The organism is Devosia equisanguinis, assembly GCF_900631955.1.
GTDB lineage: Bacteria > Pseudomonadota > Alphaproteobacteria > Rhizobiales > Devosiaceae > Devosia > Devosia equisanguinis.
The window spans coordinates 339,323-364,744 of record NZ_UZWD01000004.1 but is presented as its reverse complement, the minus strand read 5'-3'; the positions used below and the strand labels follow the sequence as shown (position 1 = coordinate 364,744).

Annotated in this window: 22 protein-coding genes; 20 read left to right on the top strand and 2 right to left on the bottom strand. The window is 62.7% G+C overall.

Annotated features, from left to right (window positions below):
- Positions 1-59: 59 nt before the first annotated feature.
- The 13 genes from DEVEQU_RS01830 to DEVEQU_RS01770 all read left to right on the top strand — a co-directional run bounded on the left by DEVEQU_RS01830 (position 60) and on the right by DEVEQU_RS01770 (position 15,067).
- Positions 60-1,019, top strand: coding sequence for a cytidine deaminase (locus DEVEQU_RS01830; protein WP_126148846.1), 960 nt, complete (start codon positions 60-62; stop codon positions 1,017-1,019).
- Positions 1,016-1,780, top strand: coding sequence for a creatininase family protein (locus DEVEQU_RS01825; protein ID WP_126148845.1), 765 nt, complete (start codon positions 1,016-1,018; stop codon positions 1,778-1,780). The genes DEVEQU_RS01830 and DEVEQU_RS01825 overlap by 4 nt, the downstream gene beginning before the upstream one ends.
- Entirely contained in the window at positions 1,764-2,777 is a 1,014-nt protein-coding gene (locus DEVEQU_RS01820) for a LacI family DNA-binding transcriptional regulator (RefSeq protein WP_126148844.1), read from the top strand. The genes DEVEQU_RS01825 and DEVEQU_RS01820 overlap by 17 nt, the downstream gene beginning before the upstream one ends.
- 2 nt (positions 2,778-2,779) lie before the next feature.
- A complete protein-coding gene (locus DEVEQU_RS01815) occupies positions 2,780-4,639 on the top strand; it encodes an adenine deaminase (protein WP_126148920.1) in 1,860 nt (619 codons plus the stop codon).
- 77 nt (positions 4,640-4,716) lie between these two features.
- Complete coding sequence (locus DEVEQU_RS01810) at positions 4,717-5,469, top strand: glutamine amidotransferase (RefSeq protein WP_126148843.1); 753 nt, start codon at positions 4,717-4,719, stop codon at positions 5,467-5,469.
- A gap of 10 nt (positions 5,470-5,479) precedes the next feature.
- A complete protein-coding gene (locus DEVEQU_RS01805) occupies positions 5,480-7,342 on the top strand; it encodes an adenine deaminase (RefSeq protein WP_223214069.1) in 1,863 nt (620 codons plus the stop codon).
- Positions 7,342-8,736: a guanine deaminase gene (gene guaD, locus DEVEQU_RS01800; protein ID WP_126148841.1), complete on the top strand. Its 1,395-nt coding sequence runs from the start codon at positions 7,342-7,344 to the stop codon at positions 8,734-8,736. Before DEVEQU_RS01805 ends, guaD begins: the two co-directional genes overlap by 1 nt.
- A 175-nt stretch (positions 8,737-8,911) precedes the next feature.
- Positions 8,912-9,949: an ABC transporter substrate-binding protein gene (locus DEVEQU_RS01795; RefSeq protein ID WP_126148840.1), complete on the top strand. Its 1,038-nt coding sequence runs from the start codon at positions 8,912-8,914 to the stop codon at positions 9,947-9,949.
- Positions 9,950-10,016: 67 nt separating this feature from the next.
- A complete protein-coding gene (locus DEVEQU_RS01790; RefSeq protein WP_126148839.1) occupies positions 10,017-10,841 on the top strand; it encodes an ABC transporter permease in 825 nt (274 codons plus the stop codon).
- Entirely contained in the window at positions 10,838-11,629 is a 792-nt protein-coding gene (locus tag DEVEQU_RS01785; protein WP_126148838.1) for an ABC transporter permease, read from the top strand. The genes DEVEQU_RS01790 and DEVEQU_RS01785 overlap by 4 nt, the downstream gene beginning before the upstream one ends.
- 9 nt (positions 11,630-11,638) lie before the next feature.
- Positions 11,639-12,700, top strand: coding sequence for an ABC transporter ATP-binding protein (locus DEVEQU_RS01780; protein WP_126148837.1), 1,062 nt, complete (start codon positions 11,639-11,641; stop codon positions 12,698-12,700).
- Positions 12,697-14,022, top strand: a complete 1,326-nt coding sequence (locus tag DEVEQU_RS01775) for an amidohydrolase family protein (RefSeq protein WP_126148836.1) — start codon at positions 12,697-12,699, stop codon at positions 14,020-14,022. The genes DEVEQU_RS01780 and DEVEQU_RS01775 overlap by 4 nt, the downstream gene beginning before the upstream one ends.
- Positions 14,023-14,176: 154 nt before the next feature.
- A complete protein-coding gene (locus DEVEQU_RS01770) occupies positions 14,177-15,067 on the top strand; it encodes a nucleoside hydrolase (protein WP_126148835.1) in 891 nt (296 codons plus the stop codon).
- Between the two features lie 2 nt (positions 15,068-15,069).
- Here the strand turns inward: DEVEQU_RS01770 and DEVEQU_RS01765 are convergent, their stop codons facing one another.
- Entirely contained in the window at positions 15,070-16,239 is a 1,170-nt protein-coding gene (locus tag DEVEQU_RS01765; protein WP_126148834.1) for a M20 aminoacylase family protein, read from the bottom strand.
- A 67-nt stretch (positions 16,240-16,306) separates the two neighbouring features.
- Between DEVEQU_RS01765 and DEVEQU_RS01760 the strand changes: the two genes are divergently transcribed.
- From DEVEQU_RS01760 to DEVEQU_RS01730, 7 genes are all read left to right on the top strand, one after another.
- The gene (locus tag DEVEQU_RS01760; RefSeq protein WP_126148833.1) at positions 16,307-16,984 is read left to right on the top strand and encodes a phosphoribosyltransferase; all 678 of its coding nucleotides are present in this window, start codon (positions 16,307-16,309) and stop codon (positions 16,982-16,984) included.
- A gap of 190 nt (positions 16,985-17,174) precedes the next feature.
- Positions 17,175-17,288 carry a potassium-transporting ATPase subunit F gene (locus DEVEQU_RS20160; RefSeq protein ID WP_126148832.1) on the top strand — a complete coding sequence of 38 codons (114 nt, stop codon included), beginning with the start codon at positions 17,175-17,177 and terminating at the stop codon, positions 17,286-17,288.
- 12 nt (positions 17,289-17,300) lie between these two features.
- Positions 17,301-19,010, top strand: coding sequence for a potassium-transporting ATPase subunit KdpA (gene kdpA, locus DEVEQU_RS01750; RefSeq protein ID WP_126148831.1), 1,710 nt, complete (start codon positions 17,301-17,303; stop codon positions 19,008-19,010).
- Positions 19,011-19,021: 11 nt separating this feature from the next.
- On the top strand, positions 19,022-21,070 hold the full coding sequence (gene kdpB, locus DEVEQU_RS01745) for a potassium-transporting ATPase subunit KdpB (RefSeq protein ID WP_126148830.1): 2,049 nt from the start codon (positions 19,022-19,024) through the stop codon (positions 21,068-21,070).
- A gap of 9 nt (positions 21,071-21,079) precedes the next feature.
- Entirely contained in the window at positions 21,080-21,640 is a 561-nt protein-coding gene (kdpC, locus tag DEVEQU_RS01740; RefSeq protein WP_126148829.1) for a potassium-transporting ATPase subunit KdpC, read from the top strand.
- Position 21,641: 1 nt separating this feature from the next.
- Entirely contained in the window at positions 21,642-24,299 is a 2,658-nt protein-coding gene (locus DEVEQU_RS01735; protein WP_126148828.1) for a sensor histidine kinase, read from the top strand.
- Positions 24,296-24,973, top strand: a complete 678-nt coding sequence (locus DEVEQU_RS01730) for a response regulator (protein ID WP_126148827.1) — start codon at positions 24,296-24,298, stop codon at positions 24,971-24,973. The genes DEVEQU_RS01735 and DEVEQU_RS01730 overlap by 4 nt, the downstream gene beginning before the upstream one ends.
- 13 nt (positions 24,974-24,986) lie before the next feature.
- Here the strand turns inward: DEVEQU_RS01730 and DEVEQU_RS01725 are convergent, their stop codons facing one another.
- Positions 24,987-25,397, bottom strand: coding sequence for a hypothetical protein (locus tag DEVEQU_RS01725; protein ID WP_126148826.1), 411 nt, complete (start codon positions 25,395-25,397; stop codon positions 24,987-24,989).
- Positions 25,398-25,422 lie beyond the last annotated feature (25 nt).

Sequence of the window (25,422 nt, the reverse complement as noted above, 5' to 3'; positions counted from 1 at the left end):
GGTGACTGCACATATAGTGGCCTCCACCAAATTCTGCCCACAAAGACAGCAGGAAGCCGATGAGCGCCAATCCTTTCATCGCCGATTCCGCTGTTCCGCAACGGCTGGCCAGCCTTGGCATGGAGCGCGCGTCTGCTGTGCGCCAGGCTGCCGAGCAGATGTTGACCGAGGGCCGCTCGCGCCTCGTGGACAAGCATGGCGGCGTGCTGCGGGCGGCAGACGCAAGGGCGTTGATTGATCGCTTCGATCTGGCTTCGACCCGCGATCTTATGCTGCTCTTGCTCGATACGGCACAGGCTTTCGCCCGGCCGCTGATTTCCGATTTTCATGTGGGGGCGGTCGGTCTCGAGAGCGAGACGGGCAATCTCATTCTGGGCGGCAATGTCGAATTTCCCGGGACCCATCTCGGCCACACGCTGCATGGGGAGGGATTCGTTTTTACCCGGGCCATGAACAGGGGCCAGAATATTGCGGTGATCGCCATCGGTGAGGCGCATCCCTGCGCCCATTGCCGGCAATGTCTGGCAGAATATGCCCAGAGTGACGCGCTGGAACTGATCGATCCGCTGGGCCATACGCTGACCCTGGCGCAGCTTTACCCCTGGCCGTTCGACCCAGCCTATCTGGGTGAGCGCGGTGCGGTGCCGGGGCGGGTTTTGTGGCCCGGCCTGGCCTTCGACACCAGCACAGACCATCCCGCGGTCGATCTTTTGCTGGAGGCGGGGCGCCGGAGCCACAGCCCCTACAGCAAATGCCCCGGCGCCATGGTGCTGATGCTTGAGGATGGCGCAGCAGTGACGGGCGCAGCCATCGAAAGCGTGGCCTTCAACCCCACGATCTCGCCGCTTCAGGCCGCCTTGGTGGACCTCATCGCCCACGGTTATGCCTATGCCCAGATCAAGGGCGCGATGCTGGGCACGGTCCGCAAGGGCCCGGTCGATTACGGCCGTTCGAGCGCCGAATTGCTTGCGGCCATCGCGCCACAGGCAGAGCTGACGACATTGGGATGGACGCCATGAGCGCCATGGACCTGTCCCGCACCTCTTGGCCAGATATTGCCGCACAGGTGGAACGCGGGACGCTTGCCGTTCTGGCGCTGGGCGCCTGTGAACAGCATGGCGCCCATCTGCCAGTGACGACCGACACCGACATGGCCCACGGCACGGCGCGGCGGTTAGCCGAGGCACTCGGGGCGCTACTGCTGCCGCCCATCGCTTATGGCGACGCCTTCACCGCCAGTTCCTATCCCGGGACCATCTCGATCTCACCGCGGACCTTGCAGGCATTGATCGAAGATATCGGGCACGACCTCAAACGCACCGGCATACTGGGCCTGGTGCTGGTCAATGGACATTTCGGTAATCGGGAGCCAATGGTGCTGGCGGCCCGCACGCTTGCAGTCTCAGGACTGCCGGTGTGCCACCTCGATTATCCCGGGCTCGAACGGCTTGCCGGCGATATCTGCGACAGTGAACCGGCAGCACCGCATTTCTATCATGCCGACGAGGTGGAAACGGCGATCATGCTTGCCGTCTCACCCGAAGGGGTCGACATGGCACGGGCAGAGCCCTCCTACCCGCAATTTCCGGTGGGGTTCGGCACCGAGCCGATGCAATTGCGCGACTTCAACCCCTCCGGCGTCTTCGGCGACCCGCGCCCCGCCACCGCCGCAAAGGGTGAGGCGCTGCTCAGAGGCATTGTGGCGGAAAGCCTCATAATCATCGCGGCATGGTGCAAGCGACACTCCATAACGGGGGGCGCCCGTGGCCAATCTCAGTGACGTCGCCGCCGAGGCGGGTGTCTCGCCAGCCGCGGTATCGCGCTATCTCAACAACAGAATTGAGCTGCCGCAGGCCACTAAGGACCGGATCGACGCGGCCATCGCCAAGCTCGACTACCGCCCCAATCTGATGGCGCGGCGGCTCTCCACCGGCAAGGCGGAAGCCATCAGCCTCGTTACACCCGATATCGCCAATCCGTTCTTTGCCGAACTTGCCGCCGCCGTGGAGCGGGAGGCGCATGAGCGGGGCTACGCCGTTTATATTTCCTCCACCAGCAGCGGGGCGGGCAATGAGGCCGACGCGATCCGCCGCATGGCCGACGGCCATGTCGACGGCCTGATCATGATGACCAACCGCGTCGATGACGGCACCTTGGCATCCCTCTTGGAGAACCGCGACAATGTGGTCCTGCTCGACGAGGACATTGCCGGGGCAAACCTGCCGCGTGTTTTCGTCGAAAACGCCGAGGGAGCCTATCGCGCCACGCGGCACCTGATCGAAAATGGACATCGCCACATCGCCCTGATCGGCGGTCCCAACCGGTTGATGAGCGTGGGTGAGCGGCTCGAGGGCTTTTCACGCGCAATGGCGGAAGCGGGGCTGCCCGTGCCGCCTGGCTGGGTCATGCTGGGCGACTATACCAGCGCCTATGGCCAGGCCGCAGCTTCTGTGCTGCTCGATGGCCCGGCACGGCCCAGCGCCATTCTTGCCTGCTCCGACTATATCGCCGTTGGGGTGATGAAGGCGGTAAGAGCGCGCGATCTCATCATTCCGCGCGATCTCAGCCTGGTCGGCTTCGACGACATGGCCTTTGCCGAACTGGTCGATCCGCCCCTGACAACCGTACGTCAGCCCTTGGGCGACATGGGCCGGCTGGCCGTTCGGCACCTGCTGGCTTTGCTCGAGGGTGGCGAGGCTCCCGCTGAAACGCGCCTGCCCGTCCAGCTCATCTCCCGCCAATCGGTGGCACACCCAGCCACAAAGGACATTCTGTGACCATGATAGAGGACGACCTCATCATCTCCGCCCATGACGAAGTCGCCATCCGTCAGCGCTTGCTGCTGGTGGCCATGGGCCGCGAGCCGGCCGATCTCGCGATCGAAGTGGGACGCTTGCTCGCGGTTCATGCCAATCACTGGATGGAAAACCAGGAGATCGTCATTTCCGGCCGCCGCATCGCCTATGTGGGGCCACTGGGCTCCTATCGCGGCACGGTGGCCAAACGGGTCAGTTATCCGCAACTTTCGGCAGTGCCGGGCTTCGGCGAAGTGCACAAGCATATCGAATCCACCCATTTGACCCCGGAGTATGAGGCGGCGCTGGTTCTGCCGCGCGGCAATACCTGGACCTGCGAGGCCAGCCACGAATTCGCCAATGTGAACGGCACCCGAAACACCGAATTCTGGCAGAAGGCACGCTTGGCCGGTTCACCTCTCAAGATCTTCATCCAGCCCGGATCGGCGGTGCCGCCGAGCGCCTGGGAGGAGAGTGGCGGCTATTACGACTATGACGAGCAGAAGCAATTTCTGCGCGACGATTTGTCGGTGACCGGGCTCGACGAAGTGATGGACTGGCCATCGGTCTGGGATCCGGACAATCCCGGTTACGCCAGAATGTGGGGCATGATCCGGGCCACTTTTGAAATGCGCGGCGTGGTCGAAGGGCATGGCTCGGGGCTGGTCGACCCACACGATATCTCCGCCTTTGCGGCGGCAGGTCTGAGCTCGGACCATGAAGTGTGGGCGCTGGACGAGGCCTGGGACCGGCTGATGCGAGGCCTGTTCACCGAACTGCGCCCCTTTTCCTACGATGCGATCATTCCCGGGCTCATCGCCCGCGGTCTCAAGGACTGGTCCAACATCGCCTTTACGACCGACGACCGCAGCGCCAGCGATACACTGCGCGACGGCGCCAGCGACCACAATGTGCGCCATGCCATCCATCATGGCCTGTCGCCCGAGATCGCCATCCAATGCGCCACCATCAATCCAGCGCGCCATATGCGGATCGACCAATGGGTCGGCTCGATCACCCCGGGCCGCTATGCCGATATCGTGCTATTGGACGATGTCGCGAGCATCTCCATTGCCCATGTCTATGCCGATGGCCGGCTAGTCTCCAAAGGCAAGGCCTTCACCGCGCCAATCCCGGCAATAGACTGGCCCGACTGGGCCACTCGCACCATGAATATAGGCCGCGTACTCAGCGCCGACGACTTCGCCATCAGGGCTGAGCCCGGGCGGGAAACGATGAACGCCGCCGTGCTGCGCCCCTTCCACTGGAACGAGGATTTTCTCACCCTGCAATTGCCGGTGGTCGATGGCCTCGTTCAGCGCGATCCGGCCCAGATGATCACCAAATGGTCGCTGGTGGACCGCTATCGCGGCGATGGCGCGGTTTCGGCCATGTTCTGGACCGGCTGCGGACCAGCAGATCCAGACACCGCCCTCGCCTGCTCGGTTGCCCATGACAGTCACAATGTCTGGTGTATCGGCTCGTCCGACGCGGCCATGGCCAAGGCAGTCAACCAGCTCCAGGAGATAAACGGCGGCTGGGTGCTCGTACATCATGGCGAGGTCGTCGCCCATATCCATCTCGAGGTCGCGGGCCTGATGACGGCGCGAACGGCTGAAGCGCTTGACGCTGAGACCCAGGCATTCCTGGCCAGAGCCGCCGAGGTCACCTGGATGTACCAGCCCGCTGCGATGAACCGCTGGAAGCCCGGCTTCCCCGAATTCCTGATCTTTGCCACCCTCACCTGTTCGCCCTGGCGCTGGGTGCTGGTGGCCCCCTCCGAACGGGCGCCGAACGGCTTCGTCAACGTGCAGACCGGAGAGACCCACAAGGTGGTCTGGTAATGCATGGCAGTCAGGACCGTCTGGCCCATCTCATCTCACGCCGCTCCTCGGCGTTTTGCTCCCCCCAAGGATAATCCATGACCAAACGCATTCTCATCGCCGGCGAATCCTGGACGGTACATTCCATTCACCAGAAGGGTTTCGACAGCTTTACGACCACAGAATATGCCGAAGGGGTGCGCTGGCTGCGGGCGGCCCTTGAGGACGGCGGCTGGGACGTGACCTATCAGCCCGCCCATATAGCGGCGCGCGACTTTCCGTTCACGCCCGAGGAGCTGGCCGCCTATGATTGCGTGATCCTTTCGGATATCGGCGCCAACACGCTGCTGTTGCATCCAGACACGTTCAGCCGTTCCAAGATGCTACCCAACCGGCTTGCCGCCATTCGTGACTATGTGGCCAAGGGCGGAGGCTTCATCATGGTGGGTGGCTATCTCACCTTCCAGGGCATCGACGCCAAGGGGCAATATGCCGGCTCGCCCGCCGAGGAGGCGCTGCCGGTGAGGCTGATGCGCGCCGATGACCGGGTGGAAGCCCCACAGGGCGTGGTGCCAAAAATCAGCAAGGACCACCCCATCGTCGCCGGGCTGGATTCCGAATGGCCGGCCCTGCTCGGTTACAATCGGCTGACCGCCAAGCCGGGCGCCGATGTCATTGCCATGGCGGGCGACGACCCGCTGCTGGTGGCGGGTCGGTTCGGCCAGGGCCGCGCGGTGGCGTTTGCTTCCGATTGCGGTCCCCATTGGGCACCGCCGCCTTTTGTGGATTGGTCTGGATATGGTCCACTCTGGACGCAAATGGCCGACTGGGCCGGCGGCCGAATCGGATAGGACCACCACTATGGTACCCGACGATCTCATCATCTCCGCCAGCGACGAAGTCGCCATCCGAAAGCATCTGGCCCTTGTGGCCCTCGGCAAGAAACCGGCCGATCGCGCCATCCGCGTCGGTCGCCTGCTCGACACCTATGGGCGCAATTGGCACGAGGATCAGGAGATCATCATTTCCGGCCGCCGCATCGCCTGGGTGGGGCCGGCGGGCGCCTATCCCGGCACAGTGGGTGAGCGGATCGACCGTTCCCACCTTTCGGCCGTGCCAGGCTTCGGTGAAGTGCACAAGCATATCGAATCGAGCCACCTGACGCCCGAATGGGAAGCGGCGCTGGTGATCCCTCATGGCTGCACCTGGACCTGCGAGGCCAGCCACGAATTTTCCAATGTCGAGGGGCCGCGCAATCTCGAATTCTGGATGACAGCACGGCGGGCAGGCTCGCTGGCCAAGATATTCCCCCTACCCGGCTCCGCCGTGCCACCCACCGCCTATGAATGGGGCGGCGGGCATTATGGTTTTGCTGAACAGGACGGGTTCCTGCGCGACCATCTGGCCGTGGCTGGCCTTGACGAAGTGATGGACTGGCCCGCGGTGTGGAATCCCGACAATCCCTCGCATGAGCGGCTCTGGGGCATGATCGAAGCGACCTTTGCCAACCGCGGCGTGGTGGAAGGGCATGCCGCGGGCATGCGCGCGATAGACGACATCAACGCCTTTGCCGGCGCCGGCATGGCCTCGGACCATGAGGCATGGACCAGTCAGGAAGTGGCCGACAAATTGCGGCGCGGGCTGTTCATGGAATTGCGGCCGCATTCCCTAAAGGACATCGTCGCCGGGCTTCTTGCCGCCGGGCATGGTGACTGGTCCAATTTTGCGCTCTGCACCGATGATCGCAGTGCCTCCGACACGCTCAAGCTCGGCGCCACCGACCATAATGTGCGCCTGGCCATGGAGGCAGGCTTGCCGCTCGAAATTGCGGTGCAGATGGTGACCATCAATCCGGCGCGCCATATGCGGCTGACGCCTTGGGTCGGGGCCATCGCGCCGGGCCGCTATGCCGATCTGGTGCTGCTGGACGACGAGGCACGGCTTGGCATTGCCGAGGTCTGGGCCGATGGGCGCCAGGCGTCGCGCGGTCGGGAATACATCGCGCCGGTGCCGCAGATCGCCTGGCCCGATTGGGCAACCAAAACCGTCAATATTGCCCGTCGCCTCACCGGCGCTGACTTTGCCATTGCAGCGCCCCAGAGTGCGGCAGAGGAGGCCAATGCCGCCCTACTGCGTCCATTCCACTGGGACGACACCTTCACAACGACGAGCCTGGCTGTGGTGGATGGCGAGGTTCAGCGCGATGCGAGCCGCAACATCACCAAATTCGCCATTGTCGACCGCTTTTCCGGCGAGGGCAAAACCGCAAAAATGTTCTGGCTGGGGACGGGCCCGAAAACGCCGGACACAGCCCTCGCCTGCTCCATGGGGCACGACAAACACAATATCTGGGTTGTGGGTTCGTCGGACGAGGCCATGGCGCTGGCCGTCAACACGCTTAACGACATCCAGGGCGGCTGGGCGCTGGTCCGCGACGGCAAGGTGCTGGCCACGGTGCGCTACGAGGTGGGCGGGCTGATGACCTGTCGCCCCGCGCCCGAGTTGGACGCAGAAATGACGGAGCTCTACTGCCAGGGCGAAACCATCGAGTGGATGTATGAGCCCACTTTTTCGCCGCGCTGGTGGCCTGGTTTTCCCGAACGGCTGGCTTTTGCCACGCTGACCTGCGCCCCCTGGCGCTGGGTGCTGGTGGCACCTTCCCCGTTGGCGCCCGATGGGTTCGTCAATGTACAGACCGGCGAGACCCATAAGGTCGTCTGGTAATGCGCCAAGGTTCCCAAGGCATTGTCGGCTCCTTCTTTCATGCCCCGCAGCAGGGGCAGTTGGAGATATTGGACGATGTGCTGATCGTGGTTGGGGACGATGGCATCATCGCTGCCGTGCTCAGCCCGGATCATCCGGATCGCATGCGCGAAGAGATCCGCCTTTCCGACCGGCTGCACCGGCTGCCGCAATACCAATTCGGCTTGCCGGGGTTGGTGGACCTGCATGTCCACGCTCCGCAATATCCCCAGCTCGGATTGGCGCTCGACGAACCGCTCGAAGTCTGGCTCGGCAAATACACCTTCCCGCTGGAAGCCAAATATGCCGACCTCGACTTTGCGCGCCGCCGTTACGGGGTTTTGGTCGACGACCTCATCGCCAATGGCACGACAACAGCGCTCTATTTTGCGACGCAGGACCGCGAGGCCAGCAAACTCCTCGCCGATATCTGCATCGATAAGGGCCAGCGCGCTTTGGTCGGCAAGGTGGTGATGGACGACCCGGCCGCTTGCCCGGACGATTATCGCGACATGTCAGCCGAAGAAGCCGTCGCCGATACGCGCGACGTCATCGCGCATATCCGCAATCACCCACGCAATCGCTCGGGACGCGTGCTGCCGGTGATCACACCGCGCTTCATCCCCTCTTGCACCGACGCGGCGCTCGCAGGGCTTGGTGCACTGGCAGCGGAATGCGATTGCCACGTCCAGACTCATTGCTCGGAAAGCGACTGGGCCCATCATCATGTCTTGGAGCGGTTCGGCATTACCGATGCGGCAGCACTGGACGGGTTCGGCCTTCTGACCGGCAAGACCATTCTGGCCCACTCAAACTTTTTGACCGACGCCGATATGGATCGCCTGATCGCGCGAGGCGCAGGCGTGGCCCATTGTGCGCTATCCAATATCTACTTTGCCAATGCGGTGTTCCCGCTGCGGCACGCGTTGGAAAAAGGCGTGCATGTCGGTCTGGGCACCGACATTTCCGGCGGACCTTCGGCCTCGATGTTCAGCGCATGTCTTACCAGCGTGCAATCCTCGCGCCTGCTCGAAGATGGGGTGGACCCGGCCCGTCCGGCGCCGGAGCGTGGCCGGGCCAATTCGGCCATCGATCTGGTCACCGCCTTTCACCTGGCAACAGCAGGCGGCGGCGTGGCGCTTGACCTGCCGATCGGGGTTCTGGCGCCCGGCTACCACTTCGATGCCATGGCAGTGGACACCAGCGCCGAGGACGGCGCCATCCGCCTCTTTGGCGGTGAAAGCCCGGGGGATATCTTCCAAAAAATCATCTATGGCGCTACGCGCGCCAATATAGCCAATGTGTGGATCGATGGCGTTCCGGTTCGCGTCCGGCCGACCGCCGCGGCTACAGTTGAGCCCTTACCTGCAACCTGAACGAACGGAGTCGAGCCAGCAGCGACCTTGTCCTTCAGATTCAGGCGGGAAAGCCTTCTACTGCCCGCATTATGAGCTTGCACCCATATCGCCCGAAAAATAGGCTCCCCTGTCAGGGAGACCATCAACAACAATTCCGTTGCGCACCCAGCAGCGGTTCAAGGGAATGCCCGAAATGACACCATTTGCTAAGACCGCACTGGCACTCGGCCTGGCCGCTGCCACGGCTTTCGCTACCCCCGCCTTCGCGCAGGGCAAGACGCTGACCATCTCCTGGTGGGGCTTCAACGGAGAAAAGCTCGAATCGATCATTCTCGCCCCCTTCCGCGAGAAGTGTGGCTGCGAGATCGTGTTCGAGACCGGCAATAACGGCGAACGCCTGAACAAGATCCAGATCCGCAACGGCGCCGGCGTCGACGTCGCCTATTTCTCCGACAGCTTCTCCCAGCAGGGGATCGATCTGGGCCTGTTCCAGAAGCTCGACCGCTCCAAGCTGCCGAATGTGGAGGGCCTCTACGATCTGGCCAAGGACCCGCAGGGCGGCTATGGGCCGGCCTATTCCATCGGTCGCGTCGGCGTCGTCTATGACGCGGACAAGATCAGCGCACCCATCACCTCCTGGGACGATCTGTGGCGCGAAGACCTCGCCGCCTCCCTGTCGCTGCCGGGGATCACCACCACGGCTGGCCCCATGGTCGTGCTCAAGGCCGGCACCCATGAAGGCGTCGATGCCTTCGAGGACGCCGATGCTGCCTTTACGGGCATCGAGGCGCTGAAGCCCAACGTGGTCAAGAACTACAATACCGGCTCGGAGATGATTAACCTGTTCTCGACCGGCGAAATCACCGCCGCAGTGGCGCAGGACTTCACGCTCGGCCAGATCAAGGCTGCGGTTCCCAGCGTCGTCTGGGCCGATCTCAAGGAAGGCTCCATCGCCACGCTCAACACGGTGAACATCCCGGTGGGCGCAGCGGAACCCGAGCTGGCCTATGAGTTCATCAACTTCATCCTATCGCCTGAAATTCAGCAAAAGCTGGCCGAAGACGGCGTTGATGCGCCGGTATCCACCGCTGTCGAGCTGACCCCGGAACAGGCTGCGCTCTGGACCTATGGCGCCGACGTGATTGCTGGCCTGCAGCGTCTCGACTACGCCAAGCTCAATGCCGCCAAGGGCGGTTGGGTGGATCGCTGGAACGAGATCTTCGGCATGTAATCGCCTTTGCCGCGCGGGTTCGTATCCGCGCGGCATTCCATCTGCACTCGAATAAAAGCCTGGCAGAATGAAACGTTTTTCCGGATGGACGCTGGCCTCGCCAGCCACGCTGCTGATCCTTTTGGGCCTCATCGCCCCGGTGGCAGCCACCATCTACACCACTTTCGGGACGCCAGGCGGGCCGCTGGCCCCCTATCAGGCCTTCTTTGCCAGCGGCTTCCGCCGCACCGTCCTGCTGCGCACCATCAATGTGTCGCTGATCGTCACAGCGATTGCGCTGGTGATCGGTTTCATCACTGCCTATGTGGTGTCGCGCTCCCCCGGCTGGCTCAAGTCCATCCTCATCATCGCCGCCGTCTTCCCCCTGCTGACCGGCGTTGTGGTCCGTTCCTTTGCCTGGCTGATCATCCTCGGCAAGAATGGCATCCTCAATTCTACGCTGATCAATCTGGGGCTGATCAGCGAGCCCTTCGCCATGCTCTACACCCAGGGCGCGGTGATCGTGGCCATGGTCTATCTGTTCGTGCCACTGATGATCCTGACGCTGGTCGGCGTGCTCGAAGCCATTCCCGACGACCTCATCCAGGCCTCGGCCTCGCTCGGCGCCAAACCGTCCGCGACCTTCACCCAGGTCATCCTGCCGCTGGCAGTCCCCGGACTGATCGTGGGCGCCGTTCTGGTCTTTACCGGCAGCTTCACTTCCTACGCGACCCCGCAATTGCTCGGCGGTGAACAGGTCATGATGATGGGTACGCTGATGTATCAGCAGGCCATGGTGACCTTCGACTGGGTGAGCGCCTCGACCATCGCCGCCATCATGGTTGTCATCACCATCGCCATCGTGCTGGTCATGACCCGCATTGCCCGCCGTCTCAACCCAATGGCCGTCTGATGCCGACAAAGATCCATCCCGCCCTGATCGGCTTCACCGTCCTCGTATTCCTGTTTCTGGTAGGGCCGCTGGTCATCGTCTTCGGCGCAGCCATCAGCGACACCACCTATCTGACCTTTCCGCCGCAGGGCATCAGCTTCCGCTGGTTTGAAAACATCTTTGCCATCGATGCCTTCCGGCGCACCATCCTCACCAGCCTGCAGGTGGCGTTCATCGCCACTTTCCTGGCCCTGTTGATCGGCATTCCGGCTGCCTATGCCCTCAACCGCCACCGGGTACAATTGCCGGCCTGGCTCTCGACCCTGTTCGTATTGCCGGTACTGGTGCCCGAACTGGTGCTGGGCTTTTCGCTGCTGAAAAACCTTGCCTTCCAATTCAACGCGCCGATCTATCTGTCGCTGGTCATCGGGCATACGATCCTTATCCTGCCCTATGTCATCCGGGTGATCTCCGCCTCGCTGGCCTCCTTCGATTTCTCCATCGAAGAAGCCGCCATCAGCCTTGGCTCGCCGCCGCTCAAGACCTTTTTCACCGTGCTGTTGCCCAATGTGCGCTCAGGCGTGATCGCGGCCTTCATCCTGGCCTTCATCACCTCGATCAACGACGTCTCGATCTCGATTTTCCTGACCGGGCCGGGCCTGTCCACCCTGCCAATCCAACTCCTGGCGCATATGGAGCAATTCTTCGATCCCACCGTGGCCTCGGTTTCGGTGCTGCTCATGGTCCTGACCGTCGCGGTCATGGCCATTGTCGAGCGCACCCTGGGCCTCACCTTCCTTGCCAAATAGAGTTCGCCCGTGACCAAGCCGCTTTCCATCCGCAATATCACCGCCCATTACGGGCAGACCAAGGTGCTCGAAGACCTTTCACTCGATATCGGCGAGGGTGAACTCGTGTCCCTGCTCGGCGCCTCGGGCTGCGGCAAGACCACGACGCTCCGCCTCGTCGCGGGCTTCCTGCAACCCAGCTCTGGCAGCATCACCCTGGGCGGCAAGGACCTGACACGACTGCCTGCACACCAGCGCGACATCGGCCTGGTGTTTCAAAACTATGCGCTCTTTCCCCATTTGTCGGTGGCCGACAATGTTGGCTTCGGGCTCAAGCAGCGCGGAATTTCGGGCGAAGCCAAGACCAAGCGCATCACTGCCATGCTCGAGCGCGTCGGGCTCGCTCATCTGGCCGACAGATTGCCGGCTGCCCTGTCGGGCGGACAGAAACAGCGTGTCGCTTTGGCCCGTGCGCTGGTCATCGAGCCGCCACTCCTGATGTTCGATGAGCCGCTATCCAATCTCGACGCCAAGCTGCGCATCGATATGCGGGTGGAAATCCGCCAGCTGCAGCGCGCCAATGGCACGACATCGGTCTATGTCACGCATGACCAGGAAGAAGCGTTCTCCATCTCGGATCGCGTCGCCATCATGCATGCGGGGCGCATCATGCAGCTCGATACGCCAGAAATCCTGTATCAGCGCCCAGCCAATGCCTTCGTCGCCCGCTTCGTGGGATTTGAAAACCTCATCACTATGAAGGTCGTCGAGCGCGACGGCGCCAAGGTGACGGCGGAAGCTGCAGGCGGCGTCCGTCTGACGCTGGGCCTCGAGCATTTCGGCACCATCCCGGATAATTTCATTCTGGCCTGCCGCGCCGATGGTCTGGCGGTGACAGACAATATGGCCGTGGAAGGTATCCCCGCGATATTGGGCCTGCGCACCTATCTTGGCCGCGCGTATCAGTATCAGTGTGACACGACCGCTGGCGCGCTGATCGCCAATGGCCCGCTCACCCGTATGCTTGAGCCCGGCAGTGCAGCCAAATTGGTGCCGGTGCCAGAGCAATGCACCGTTCTGGCGGTGGAATGACAATCCTTTTTACCAACGCCCTCGTCGTCACCATGGACGATGATCTCACCGTTCATGAGCGCGGATGGGTGCAGGTGGATGGCTCGGTCATCACCGCATTGGGCGGCGGGCCTGCCCCTGATATTGCCGGGGCCGAAATTCTCGATTGCGATGACGATATCGTCATGCCGGGCATGGTCAATGCCCATTGCCACATGGCCATGTCGCTATTTCGGGGGCTGGGCGAAGATGTCGACGACCGGCTCTATCGCTATATCCTCCCGCTCGAGCGCACCTTCGTGTCGCCCGAAATGGTCCGGGCCGGCTCAGCACTGTCGGCGCTCGAAATGATCCAGGGCGGCGTCACCACCGTCGCCGACATGTACTATTTCGAAACCGAAGTGGGCGATGTCTGCGCCGAGGCCGGATTGCGCGCCATTGTCGGGCAGACGCTGGCCGATTTCAGCCCACCCGACCACCGGAGTTTCGACGAAGGCTTTGCCCGGGTCGAGGACCTCATGGATCGCTTTGCCGGCCATCCGCTGGTCACGCCATCAATCGCACCGCATGCGCCCTATTCCACCGGGCTCCAAACTATGGCGCGGATTGCCGAATGGTCCGAAGCGCATCCCAACGTGCCGGTCCAGATTCACCTGGCGGAGTCGACCCTGGAAGTAAAATGGGCGCAGGAAACCCATAGCAAGTCCAGCGTGGCCGTCACGCAGGAATCGGGGCTCTTGAAACCCAATCTCATCTGCGCCCATTGCCTGCAGTTGGATGATGATGACATCCTGATGATGTCGGTCGAACAGGTCTGCGTCGTCACCAATCCGCGTTCCAATGGCAAGGCGGGACGCGGCATTTCTCCGGTCGAAAAGCTGCGCAATGCGGGCCTCCCCCGCGGCATTGGCAGTGACGGGGCGATGAGCGGCAATACGCTCGACCTGTTCAGCCAGTTTGCTCCCGTTTCGATGTTTGCCAAGCTGCTAGCCGGTTCGCGTAAGCCGCTACCGGCTGTGGAGGTGATCCAAATGGCCACCATCGAGGGCGCAAGAGCGCTGAGCCTCAATCTCAAAACGGGCTCGCTCGAACCAGGCAAGCAGGCCGACCTTATCCGCGTGAGCACCAAGTCCTCGCGCATGCAGCCCATGTACGATCCGTATTCCGCCCTCGTTTTTGCCGCCATGCCCACGGACGTCACCCACACGATGGTGGCCGGTCGCTGGCTGATGCGCAACCGTCAGGTTCAGACCCTCGAGCCAGCCCGGATCATGTCCGATGCCAACCAGATTGCCCGCCAGTTCAAAGGGGAAATGGCGCGGCTGGATAGTCTTGTACCATGACCGATCTCGACGCCGCTCTGGCTTATGCAGATGCCCAAGTCGACCAGAGCCTGGAGTGGCTGGCTTCAACCTGATGCCGCTTGCCGTGATTGCGGAACTGCCTATTACCGACAAGGGCTTGTTCAAGTGCCCGAAATGATCCTGGAACCGTTCTATGACTAGACACGTCATTATTGACACCGACCCGGGTCTGGATGACGCCATCGCCATCCTTTTCGCGCTCGGATGCGGTCAATTCGACGTGCTGGGGCTGACCAGCGTTGCCGGCAATATCGGGATCGAGCGGACGACAGCCAATGCGGCCAGCCTTGTTCGCTTGATGAACGCCAAACTACCGGTGGCGCGGGGCGCAGCGCAGCCGCTCCGGCGTCCAGGGATCAACGAGGCAGCAATTCACGGCAGTGACGGCCTGGGCGGCGTAGTTCTGCCACAGGCCGAACAGGCACCACTGCCCGACGCCGTTGCCTGGATGGCGGCAACGTTGAAGGATTACCCCTTGGGCAGCATTGCCATTCTGGCGCTTGGACCTTTGACCAACCTTGCCGCGCTGATCGAGAAGCATCCCGAGGTTGCCGCCCGGATCGGGCGGATCATCGCCATGGGCGGTGCCATCCACGAAAAGGGCAATGTCGGCCCGCATTCGGAATTCAACTTCGCCTCGGACCCGGAAGCCCTGCAAGTAGTCCTCGACGCGGCCCTCGACCTGACGGTCATTCCGCTCGACGTCACGCGCAAGGTGCGGGTGGATGCCTCTTACATCGAAAGCCTGGGCCGCAGTCCGCATGGTGCTGTCGCCGAGCATTTGCTGCGCGCCTACTTCCATGATGGCCGCGAAAGCCGACCGCTGCACGATCCATGCGTCATGCTTTACGCTCTGGCGCCTGAGATTTTCGGGACGGAACCGATGCGGCTGGCCGTCGATCTCGTCGTCGACCCCGGCGCCGTTCGCATCGACGCGCATGGACGGCCGGCAAAGGTTGCCATGGCCGTCGATACGGAACGGGCGCTGGCGCTGCTGCAAACCGGCTTTGTCTCGCGCCCGTAGCGCTATTGGCGCAGTTCCTGCTCCACCAGCGCTGTCCAGAACCGGGCGCCCGTCAGGATGGCGTCGTCGTTGAAATCATAGCGCGAATTGTGATGGAGCGCGCCGTCGACGGCCGGACCGTTACCCAGCCAGACATAGGCTCCCGGCACACGCGCAGAGAATTCGGCGAAATCATCGCCAGCGGTCGAAGGCGGAAAATTCTCGACCACCGGCCTCTCGGAAACGGCCTTGGCGGCGCGGAGCGCGCGCATGGTTGCATCGGCAGCATTGACGACAGGAGGGATGCGACGCTCGAATACGTAGTTCGCCGCTATGCCGAAGGTTGCGGCGACGCCCCGCGCAATCACGCCGATTTCGGCTTCGAGCTGGTCTCGGACGATGGGAGAATAGGCGCGCGCCGTGCCGCCGATACGCACCTGGTCGGGAATGACGTTGAGTGCGTTGAAGTCCCCAGCTTGCAGGGCGCAGGCGCTGACCACGGCCGGTTGCAGCGGATCGACGACCCGCGCCACGATAGTGTGCAATGCTGCAAGGAAATGCCCCGCGGCGGTGACGGCATCGCGTCCCAGATGCGGCTTGGCTCCATGGGTGCCGGTGCCGGAAAAGGTAACGGTCCAGCTATCGGACGATGCCAATTGCGGCCCGGGGACTACCGCCATTTCATCGACCGCGAGGCCCGGCATGTTGTGGAGGCCGTAAACGGCGTCGACCGGAAAGAGATCGAAAAATCCGTCCTCGATCATCGCCTTGGCGCCCCCGCGCCCCTCTTCGGCGGGCTGGAAAATGAAGTGGACGGTGCCGGAAAAATTCCGGCTACGTGCCAGATGCCGCGCCGCAGCCAGCAGCATCACGGTGTGGCCGTCATGGCCGCAGGCATGCATGGTATTGGCTGTCTCCGAGCGATAGGGACGTTCAGCGAGCTCGGGCATGGCCAGCGCATCCATGTCTGCGCGCAGGGCGATGCGACGGGTGCCCTCCCCGATTTTCAGCGTACCGACAATGCCGGTGCCGCCCAGGCCACGATGCACATCAATGCCGGCTTCCGCCAGTTTGTCGGCGACGATAGCGCTGGTTCGCACCTCTTCAAAACCCAGTTCTGGATGGGCATGCAAATCACGCCGCAGCGCCACCATGGCTTCCAGTTCGAACGGATCGTTGTCACCCCATTGCATCGGCGCGCGCCCCTTGTCATAGACGTACAGTCTTTTGCAGCGATGCGCCCTTCGATCAAGGACCAGCGTGACATACCAGCCTCACGAATTCTGGCAGATCTTGCTTGCGCCGGGCACCCATGACAGGGGCCCTGCGACGGGCCATTCCGGTTTCTATCCGGCGGTGCTGCCGGACGGCAGCCAGCTCGTCCTGCCGATCAGGGTGCTGCCCGGTGACGGGCAAAGCGCAGTCGCCTCGCTTATCATCAACCAGGCGAGCTTTGCGGTCGAAGACGCTCTGGCCTCAGCGCTGACAGAGTTGGTCGCGCCCTTTATCCCTGACATCATCGTCGGCGTACCGACACTTGGGCTGCCGCTGGCGGCCAATGTGGCCCGGCGCCTTGGCCATTCGCGTATCGTGCCGCTCGGGACATCGCGCAAGTTCTGGTATCGCGACGACCTCTCCGTGCCGCTCAAGTCCATCACCACGCCAGGCGGCGGCAAGACGTTGTTTCTCGATCCGCGCATGCTGCCACTGCTCGAACACCGACGTGTCGCGCTCATCGACGATGTCATCAGTTCGGGCCAATCCATCACCTCGGCGCTAAACCTGCTCGAACGCGCGGGCATAAAGCCGGTGGTCATCGGTTGCGCGATGCTGCAGGGCGAGGCCTGGAAAACAGCGCTGCCCGATCATGTCGAGACAATCGTTGCGCCACTGCACACGCCTCGCCTGAGACTGGTCGGTCAAGGCTGGTTCGAATAGTCTTCCAGCGTGCATTCAACACCAGCTGGACGCGCCAGCTTTATGAAATCCTTATGCCGAATACGCCCATTTCGAATGGAAACTTGATGGCGTGAGGGTGCATCGCAGGGCTCCAAACTGGAGGCATCTGCCATGCTCGATCTGTTGTTCATTTTTGTTGGCGCAGGGACGCTGGCGGCGCTGGCCGCCTATGCTTTCGCGCTCGATCGGCTGTGAGGTCACCATGCTGCTGGTGGCATTCCTTGTTGCCCTTGGCCTCGCCGTCTTCCTGCTGGTGACGCTGCTGCGTCCCGAGCTGTTTTAGCGAGCGGCAATCATGACCATTTCCGGATGGCTGCAGATCGCCCTCGTGCTGATAGCAGTCCTGCTGCTCGCCAAGCCGCTCGGCCTGTACATGGCGCGCGTATTCGCTGGCGAACCTGTCTGGCTCTCGCCGGTGCTCTGCCCGGTCGAGGCCGGTTTTTATGCCCTTGCCGGCGTTCGCGCAGACAAAGAACAGGGCTGGCTTGCCTATGCCGTGTCGGTGCTGCTGTTCAGCCTCGCCGGCTTCATTGCACTCTATGCCATGCTGCGCATGCAGCATGTTTTGCCGTTCAATCCCCTGGGTTTTGGGCCCATGGCGCCCGACCTCGCTTTCAACACGGCGGTCAGTTTCGTCACCAATACCAATTGGCAGAACTATGGTGGTGAAACCACCCTCAGCCAATTCAGCCAGATGGCGGGTCTGACGGTTCAAAATTTCCTGTCGGCCGCGACGGGCATGGCGGTGGCTATCGCCGTCACCCGCGCCTTTATGCGCTCCAAGGTTTCCGAGCTTGGCAATTTCTGGGTCGATATGACCCGGGCCACGCTTTACGTCCTGCTGCCGCTCGCGATGCTCGTCACCTTGGCCTTTATCGCCCTGGGCTTGCCGCAGAGCCTGGACGCCAACGTCGTCGCCACCACGCTCGAAGGCGCGCAGCAGACCATCGCCACCGGGCCGGTCGCGAGCCAGGAAGCCATCAAGCAGCTGGGCACCAATGGCGGCGGTTTCTTCAACGTCAACGCGGCACACCCATTTGAAAATCCCAGCGCCTTCTCGAACTATCTCAACATCATCGCCATGCTCTCAGTGTCCCTGGCCCTGGTCTACGCCTTCGGCCAACTCGTCGGCAGCCGACGTCAAGGTTGGGCGCTGATTGCGGTCACTCTGGTGCTGCTGACAGCTGGTGCGGGCGTGGTCTACTGGGCCGAAACCGCCGGCAATCCAATGCTGCACGCCATAGGTGTCGATGCGCTCCCGGGCAATATGGAGGGGAAGGAGGTTCGCTTCGGTCAGGCCATGTCCGCGCTCTACACCGCGGTCACCACCGGCCTTTCCAATGGCGGCGTCAATGCGATGCATTCCTCGCTGACCCCTCTCGGTGGTCTCGTGCCGATGTTCCTGATTCAGTTGGGCGAGGTCTTGCCCGGCGGTATCGGTTCGGGGCTGTATGGCATGATCGTCTTTGCCATTCTTGCAGTGTTCGTCGCCGGCCTCATGGTTGGCCGTACGCCCGAATTCCTCGGCAAGAAGATCGAAGCGCGCGAGATGAAGCTGGCCATGCTGGCTGTTCTCATCCTGCCGCTGACGATCCTGGGCTTCACTGCGGTGTCCGCCGTCGCCGAATTCGGCATCAGTTCCATCACCACGCCGGGGCCGCATGGATTGAGCGAAATTCTCTATGCCTTCACCTCGGCCGCCGGCAACAATGGCTCGGCCTTTGGCGGGCTCAGCGGCAATACATCCTGGTACAATACGACCCTGGGGATCGCCATGCTGCTCGGGCGCTTCGCTTACATCGTGCCGGTCCTCGCCATTGCGGGTTCGCTCGCCTCCAAGCCACGTGCCGAAGCCTCCTCCGGCAGCTTTCCGACCGACAGGCCGCTATTTGTCGGTCTGCTGATCGGCATCATCCTCATAATGGGCGGGTTGCAGTTCTTCCCGGCCCTGGCTCTCGGGCCCATCGCGGAGCATTTCTCCATGCTCGCCGGCCAGAGCTTTTAAGGACCTTTCACATGTCCAACGCTGCCATATCCATCTTCAACCCGGCTATTCTGGTCCCGGCGCTCAAGGACGCGATCATCAAACTTGATCCGCGCCAATTGATCCGCAATCCGGTGATTTTCGTCACCGAAATCGTCGCTGTGGTGGTCACTGCCATCGCGATTGAGGATGCTCTGACCGGCACCGGCATTGCTTTCTCGCTGCAGATCGCGCTCTGGCTCTGGTTCACCGTGCTGTTCGCGACCTTCGCCGAAGCCGTTGCTGAAGGGCGCGGCAAAGCCCAGGCGGAGAGCCTTCGCCGCTCCAAGACCGATCTCATCGCCAAGAAGCTGCTCTTCCCCGACAGGCGCGGTGACCACGCCAGCGAGGTCATTCCGGCTGCGGCCCTCAAGATCGGCGATATCGTCATTGTCGAAGCCAATGACATCATCCCCGGCGACGGGGAGATCGTGGAAGGCGTGGCCTCGGTCAATGAGAGCGCCGTTACCGGCGAGTCCGCGCCTGTGGTCCGGGAAGCCGGTGGCGACCGCTCCGCCGTGACCGGCGGCACGCAGGTTATTTCCGACTGGCTCAAGGTGCGCATCACCACTCGCCCCGGGGAAAGCTTTGTCGATCGGATGATCGGCCTGATCGAAGGCGCCCAGCGGCAGAAGACACCCAACGAGATCGCTCTTTCGATCCTGCTTTCGGGCCTGACGCTGATCTTCCTCATTGCTGTCGTCACCCTCTACGGGCTGGCGCTCTATTCGGGCACCGAGCTTTCGGTGGCTGTGCTGGCGGCGCTGCTGGTGACGCTGATCCCCACCACCATAGGCGGCTTGCTCTCGGCCATCGGCATTGCCGGCATGGATCGGCTGATTCGATTCAACGTCATCGCTACCTCCGGGCGGGCCGTAGAAGCCGCTGGCGATGTTGACACCCTGCTGCTCGACAAGACCGGCACCATCACATTCGGCAATCGCATGGCTTCCGCATTCGTGCCGGTGGACGGCGTGACCGAGCGCGAGCTGGTCGAGGCCGTGCTGCTCGCCAGCCTTGCCGACGAAACCGCCGAAGGCCGCTCCACCGTGGCACTTGCCCGCGACGACTACCACGCCATAGCACCGGCGCATACGGCCATCGCGACCACCTTTATTGCGTTCTCCGCGCAGACGCGTCTCTCGGGCGTCGATGTCGGCGGCCGGCGTATCCGCAAGGGCGCCGTGGATGCCGTGCTGCGCTTCGTCGGTCTCGATCGATCGGGGGCCGGCGCCGCATTCAATAAGGCCGTGGATGCTATCGCCCGCACTGGCGGCACGCCTCTGGCCGTGGCCGACGCTGACAGACTGCTCGGCGTTATCCATCTCAAGGACGTGGTGAAACCCGGTATCAAGGAGCGTTTTGCGGACCTGCGCGCCATGGGCATCCGCACGGTCATGATCACCGGCGACAATCCTGTCACCGCCGCCGCCATTGCCTCCGAAGCCGGCGTCGACGACTTCATCGCCGAAGCCACGCCGGAACAAAAACTGGACTATATCCGCAAGGAGCAGACCGGCGGCCGGCTTGTCGCCATGTGCGGCGACGGCACCAACGATGCCCCTGCGCTTGCCCAGGCCGATGTCGGCGTTGCCATGCAGTCCGGCACCCAGGCGGCGCGCGAAGCCGGCAACATGGTCGACCTCGACAGCAGTCCCACCAAGCTCATCGAAATCGTCGAGATCGGCAAGCAGATCCTCATGACACGCGGAGCGCTCACGACGTTTTCGATGGCCAATGACGTGGCAAAATACTTTGCCATCATCCCGGCCCTGTTTGTCGCAACCTATCCCGGCCTTGGCGCGCTCAACATTATGGGCCTGGCCTCGCCCCAGTCGGCGATCCTCTCCGCCGTGATTTTCAACGCCTTGATCATCGTTGCCCTGATCCCGCTTGCCCTGCGCGGCGTCAAATACCGACCGGTGGGCGCTGCGGCACTGTTGTCGCGCAATCTCCTGATCTACGGCCTCGGCGGCCTTGTCACACCCTTTATCGGCATAAAGCTGGTCGACATGGCCATCACTGCCATCGGCATCATCTAGGAGGCAGAAATGCTCAGCCAAATCCGTCCGGCCATCGTGCTGACCCTGGCCTTCTCTCTTCTCACCGGCATCGCCTACCCGCTGGCCATGACCGGGGTTGGCCAAGCGATGTTTCCGGCCCAGGCCAATGGCAGTCGGATCGAGCGGGGTGGCGTGATCGTCGGTTCGGCCCTGATTGGCCAAAATTTCACCAGCGCCGGCTATTTCTGGCCGCGCCCCTCGGCAGCCGGCGGCGCGCCTTACAATGCCTCAGCTTCGGGCGGCTCGAACTATGGCGCAACCGATACCCGCTTGGTGGAGCGCATTGCCGAGGCGGCAGATGGCAGGCGCGCGGTACCGGCAGATGCCGTTACCACTTCGGCTTCCGGGCTTGATCCCGATATCTCGCCCGAAAATGCCCGCTCTCAGATCGAGCGTGTTGCCGGGGCGCGCGGGGTCGATAAAGCCACGATCACCCGGCTCGTCACCGATATGACGCAAATGCCGACACTTGGTATATTCGGCGAACCTCGCGTCAATGTTCTCGCGCTCAATTTGGCGCTCGACGCATTGGCGCAACCGGCGAGGTAGGATGAACCGCCAGGACGATCACCGAAGGCCTGATCCAGCCGCCCTTTTACAGCTTGCTGCGCGCGAAAAGCGCGGCAAACTGACGATTTTTCTGGGCATGGCGCCAGGCGTCGGCAAGACCTATGCCATGCTCGAGCGCGCCAAGGCCCTGGCAGCGGGGGGCACAGATGTCGTCATCGGCCTCATCGAGACCCATGGCCGCAGCGAAACCTCGGCCCTGGCGGAAGGCCTCGACACCCTGGCCCGGATCGAGGGCGCCGCACCCTATGGCGAATTCGATCTCGACGCTGCGCTCCAGCGCCACCCGCAACTGTTGCTCGTTGACGAGCTTGCACACAGCAATCCACCTTCGGCGCGCCATCCCAAGCGATATCAGGACATTGCCGAGCTGATCGATACGGGCATCGACGTCTGGACGGCACTCAACATCCAGCATCTCGAGAGCCTCTCCGATCTGGTGAGCCGCATAGCCGGGACGCCGGTGCGCGAAACGGTACCCGACATTGTGCTCAAGAAGGCCGATGAAGTGGTGCTGGTAGATCTGCCGCCTGCCGAGCTCATTGAGCGGCTCAGGGCGGGCAAGATCTATCTCCCCGACAATGTCGGCCGCGCCCTTGAAGGCTTCTTCAGGCCCGCAACCCTGACGGCACTCCGCGAACTCAGCCTGCGTCGCGCCGCGGACCGCGTCGACGACCAGATGGTCGATTTCCTCAAGCAAAGCGCCATTGAGGGGCCGTGGGCCACGGGCGAGCGGCTCCTGGTCTGTGCCGGACCTGATGGAATGTCGGAAAAGGTTATCCGCGAGGCCAGCCGCCTGGCGTCCGGGCTCAATGCCCGCTGGATCGTCCTCTCCCTGACCCGTCCCCATGGTCTGACGCCCTCTGCCGAGACCCATGAGCGGCTTGAACAGACCTTGCGCCAGGCCGAGCGCTTCGGCGCCGAAATCTGTCGCGAAACTGCGTCCGACTTCGTCGCGGCAATCCTGCGCCTAGCGCGGCGCGAGAATATCACGCAGATCGTCGTCGGTCGCAGCGACCGCACGACGCTGTGGCGCAGATCGCTCGCCGATGCCCTGTTGCACCAGGTCGGCGACATCGGAGTGCATGTCGTATCGGGGACGACAGAGCGCCCGCGACGCCGTCCGCTTTTACGCCGAACCTTGCCGCAATGGGCGCTGACCATTGGCGTGCCGCTTGCCTCGGTCGGCGCCACTACGGCACTGGGCCTGGGGTTATCAGCCTTGGTGGCGTTGCAAAATCTCTCGATGCTGTTTCTCGCCGCGGTCCTGCTCTCAGCTGTGCTGGCGGGCAGATTTTCGGCCCTCTTGGCGGCGATGCTTTCCTTTGTCGCCTATAATATCGTCTTCATCGAGCCGACCGGGCGACTGACCGTTGCCCGGCCCGAAGAGCTGCTCTCTCTGGCTATTTTCGTAGCCGTGGCCCTGGCCGCCGGACAATTGGCGGCGCGCCTGCGGCTGAGCATGGACCGCTCCCGTCAACAGGCGCACCAGGCCCAAGCCTTGCTCGACTTTGCCCGCAAGCTTTCGGGCGCCTTTGGGCGCGACCAGGTGATCGACACCATGGCCAGCCAGTTCAGCGGGGCGCTTGCTCGCCCAATCGCAGTGCTGGTTCCTGATGATGCCGGAGAGCTGGAACTGGGAGCTCTCTGGCCGCCCGATCAGGACCTGGACACAACCGCTCTGACTGCGGCGCGCTGGGCGGCCGACAAAAGGGAACAGGCCGGTTTCCAGACTGCCACACTCCCGCTAGTGCCTTATCTCTTCTCCCCAGTTCGATCTGGCCAGCGCGTGCTTGGGGTTGTCGGGATCCGTCTCAATCACGGGGATGGTCTGCCTACAGACCAGGATCAAAGGACAATTGCGGCCTTGCTCGAGCAATCGGCAATTGCCCTGGATCGGGCGCGCCTGACACGCGACAGCAACCAGGCCTCTGTCGCCCGCGAGGGGCAAAAGGTACAGGCTGCGCTCCTCTCTTCGCTTTCGCATGATCTGCGCACGCCGCTGGCCAGCATTACCGGTGCAGCAAGCAGCCTGCGCCAGTTGGGCGATCGCATGTCTGTGGAAACCCGCGACGATCTTCTCGCTTCAATTGAAGAAGAAGCTGGCCGCCTCAACCGCTTCGTCACCAATCTTTTCGAGATTACCCGCATCGAATCCGGCATGTTGCGCGCAAAATGCGTGCCAACAGACCTGGGCGTGACGATCAAGGCTGCCGTCGGCCGCGCAATGCGACTCCATCCAAGGCTCAACGTCGATATCAGCGTCGCAGAACCGACACCGCACGCAGAGGCAGACCCGGCACTGCTCGAACAGGTGCTGTTCAATCTTCTCGACAATGCTGCAAAATATGCCGCCGACGCGCCGGTGAGCATCTTTGCGCGTAGAGAGGACAACGCCGTGAGGATTACCGTGACCGATCAGGGCAAGGGCATTCCTGAACAGGACCTTGATCGGATCTTTGAGAAGTTCTACCGGCGAGGCAAGAGCGACGGTCGTCCCGCGGGCACCGGCCTCGGCCTTGCAATCGCGCGTGGATTGATCCTCGCCATGGGCGGCACCATCAGGGCGGAAAGCCCGGCCATGCGCCGCCGCGGTACGCGCTTCATTGTCCGCCTGCCGCAGTTGGAGGGCCGCCCGTGAAGCCGCGCATTCTGGTGGTCGATGACGAGCCGCAGATCCAGCGCTTCTTGCGCCCGGCCCTCGAAGCCTCCGAGTTCGAAGTCGAAACCGCCGACACCGCCGCCATGGCCAAGCGGCTTGCGGCCACCCGAGCGCCCGCCCTGATCGTCCTCGACCTCGGTCTGCCCGACGGCGACGGCAAGGAGGTCATCGAAACCGTGCGTGCCTTTTCCACCGTACCGATCATCGTGCTGTCGGCCCGAGAACAGGAAGTCGAGAAAATTGCCGCCCTCGATGCAGGCGCCAATGACTATATGGAAAAGCCGTTCGGCATTGGCGAACTCCTGGCCCGCATCCGGGTGGCACTGAGGCAGACGGAGGCCGCGCCAGTGATCGCTCCCCTGCAGCACTTCGGACCAATTGCGCTGGACAGGGACCGTCGCCTTGTCACCAGCAACGACAAGCTCGTTCACCTTACACCAAAGGAATACGACCTCCTTTGCCTGCTGGCTGACAATGTCGGCCGCGTCGTCACCCATGCGACCGCTCTGCAGCGGCTCTGGGGTCCAGCGCACAGGGACGATGCTCAATATCTACGCGTGTTGGTCGGCCAGCTGCGAGCCAAGCTCGGCACAGAAGGCGCTGGCTTGATCACCAATGAAGCCGGTGTCGGCTACCGACTTGCAGAAGATTAGGCGTCTTGAGGGTTCAACCCTCGGTCCACATGCCCCGGGCAGCGTCAACGAGTTGCCGCGTCGTCGTCAGCAAGAGTGGCGTGTCGCGAGTGGCCAGCCACTGGTTGAGGATGCCGACGAAGCAGGCATAGATGAAGTTTGACAGTTCTGTGATGCGCGAGGCATCTGCCTCCGATACATCGCTGGAACGTGAGAGGCATTCGGCGTAGAGCTGCCTGATCTCGCGCTCCTTCTCGGCCGCCAGATGGGCAGCCTGCGGCACCCGCAGCACGTAGAGCGTCATTTCCTGAAGCACCAGTTGCTCACCTGGCGCGCGTTCAATCTCGCCCCAGATGAAGGCCAACAGGTCCTCGATGCGGTCATGGATAGTCTGGGGCTTGCTGAAGCGCTCGTCCAGCCGGCCTCTATAGGTGGATGCCAGCACAACCTCGGTTCCTTGCTCGCCTGGG

Excerpts from the sequence above, each read along its gene's own strand:
- DEVEQU_RS01815 (WP_126148920.1), top strand. The coding sequence starts at position 2,780 with ATGATAGAGGACGACCTCATCATCTCCGCCCATGACGAAGTCGCCATC.
- DEVEQU_RS01770 (WP_126148835.1), top strand. The coding sequence starts at position 14,177 with ATGACTAGACACGTCATTATTGACACCGACCCGGGTCTGGATGACGCC.
- DEVEQU_RS01810 (WP_126148843.1), top strand. The coding sequence starts at position 4,717 with ATGACCAAACGCATTCTCATCGCCGGCGAATCCTGGACGGTACATTCC.
- DEVEQU_RS01735 (WP_126148828.1), top strand. The coding sequence starts at position 21,642 with ATGAACCGCCAGGACGATCACCGAAGGCCTGATCCAGCCGCCCTTTTA.
- DEVEQU_RS01775 (WP_126148836.1), top strand. The coding sequence starts at position 12,697 with ATGACAATCCTTTTTACCAACGCCCTCGTCGTCACCATGGACGATGAT.
- guaD (WP_126148841.1), top strand. The coding sequence starts at position 7,342 with ATGCGCCAAGGTTCCCAAGGCATTGTCGGCTCCTTCTTTCATGCCCCG.
- kdpA (WP_126148831.1), top strand. The coding sequence starts at position 17,301 with ATGACCATTTCCGGATGGCTGCAGATCGCCCTCGTGCTGATAGCAGTC.
- DEVEQU_RS01790 (WP_126148839.1), top strand. The coding sequence starts at position 10,017 with ATGAAACGTTTTTCCGGATGGACGCTGGCCTCGCCAGCCACGCTGCTG.
- DEVEQU_RS01805 (WP_223214069.1), top strand. The coding sequence starts at position 5,480 with ATGGTACCCGACGATCTCATCATCTCCGCCAGCGACGAAGTCGCCATC.
- DEVEQU_RS01830 (WP_126148846.1), top strand. The coding sequence starts at position 60 with ATGAGCGCCAATCCTTTCATCGCCGATTCCGCTGTTCCGCAACGGCTG.
- DEVEQU_RS01795 (WP_126148840.1), top strand. The coding sequence starts at position 8,912 with ATGACACCATTTGCTAAGACCGCACTGGCACTCGGCCTGGCCGCTGCC.
- DEVEQU_RS20160 (WP_126148832.1), top strand. The coding sequence starts at position 17,175 with ATGCTTTCGCGCTCGATCGGCTGTGAGGTCACCATGCTGCTGGTGGCA.
- kdpC (WP_126148829.1), top strand. The coding sequence starts at position 21,080 with ATGCTCAGCCAAATCCGTCCGGCCATCGTGCTGACCCTGGCCTTCTCT.
- kdpB (WP_126148830.1), top strand. The coding sequence starts at position 19,022 with ATGTCCAACGCTGCCATATCCATCTTCAACCCGGCTATTCTGGTCCCG.
- DEVEQU_RS01765 (WP_126148834.1), bottom strand. The coding sequence starts at position 16,239 with ATGCAATGGGGTGACAACGATCCGTTCGAACTGGAAGCCATGGTGGCG.
- DEVEQU_RS01825 (WP_126148845.1), top strand. The coding sequence starts at position 1,016 with ATGAGCGCCATGGACCTGTCCCGCACCTCTTGGCCAGATATTGCCGCA.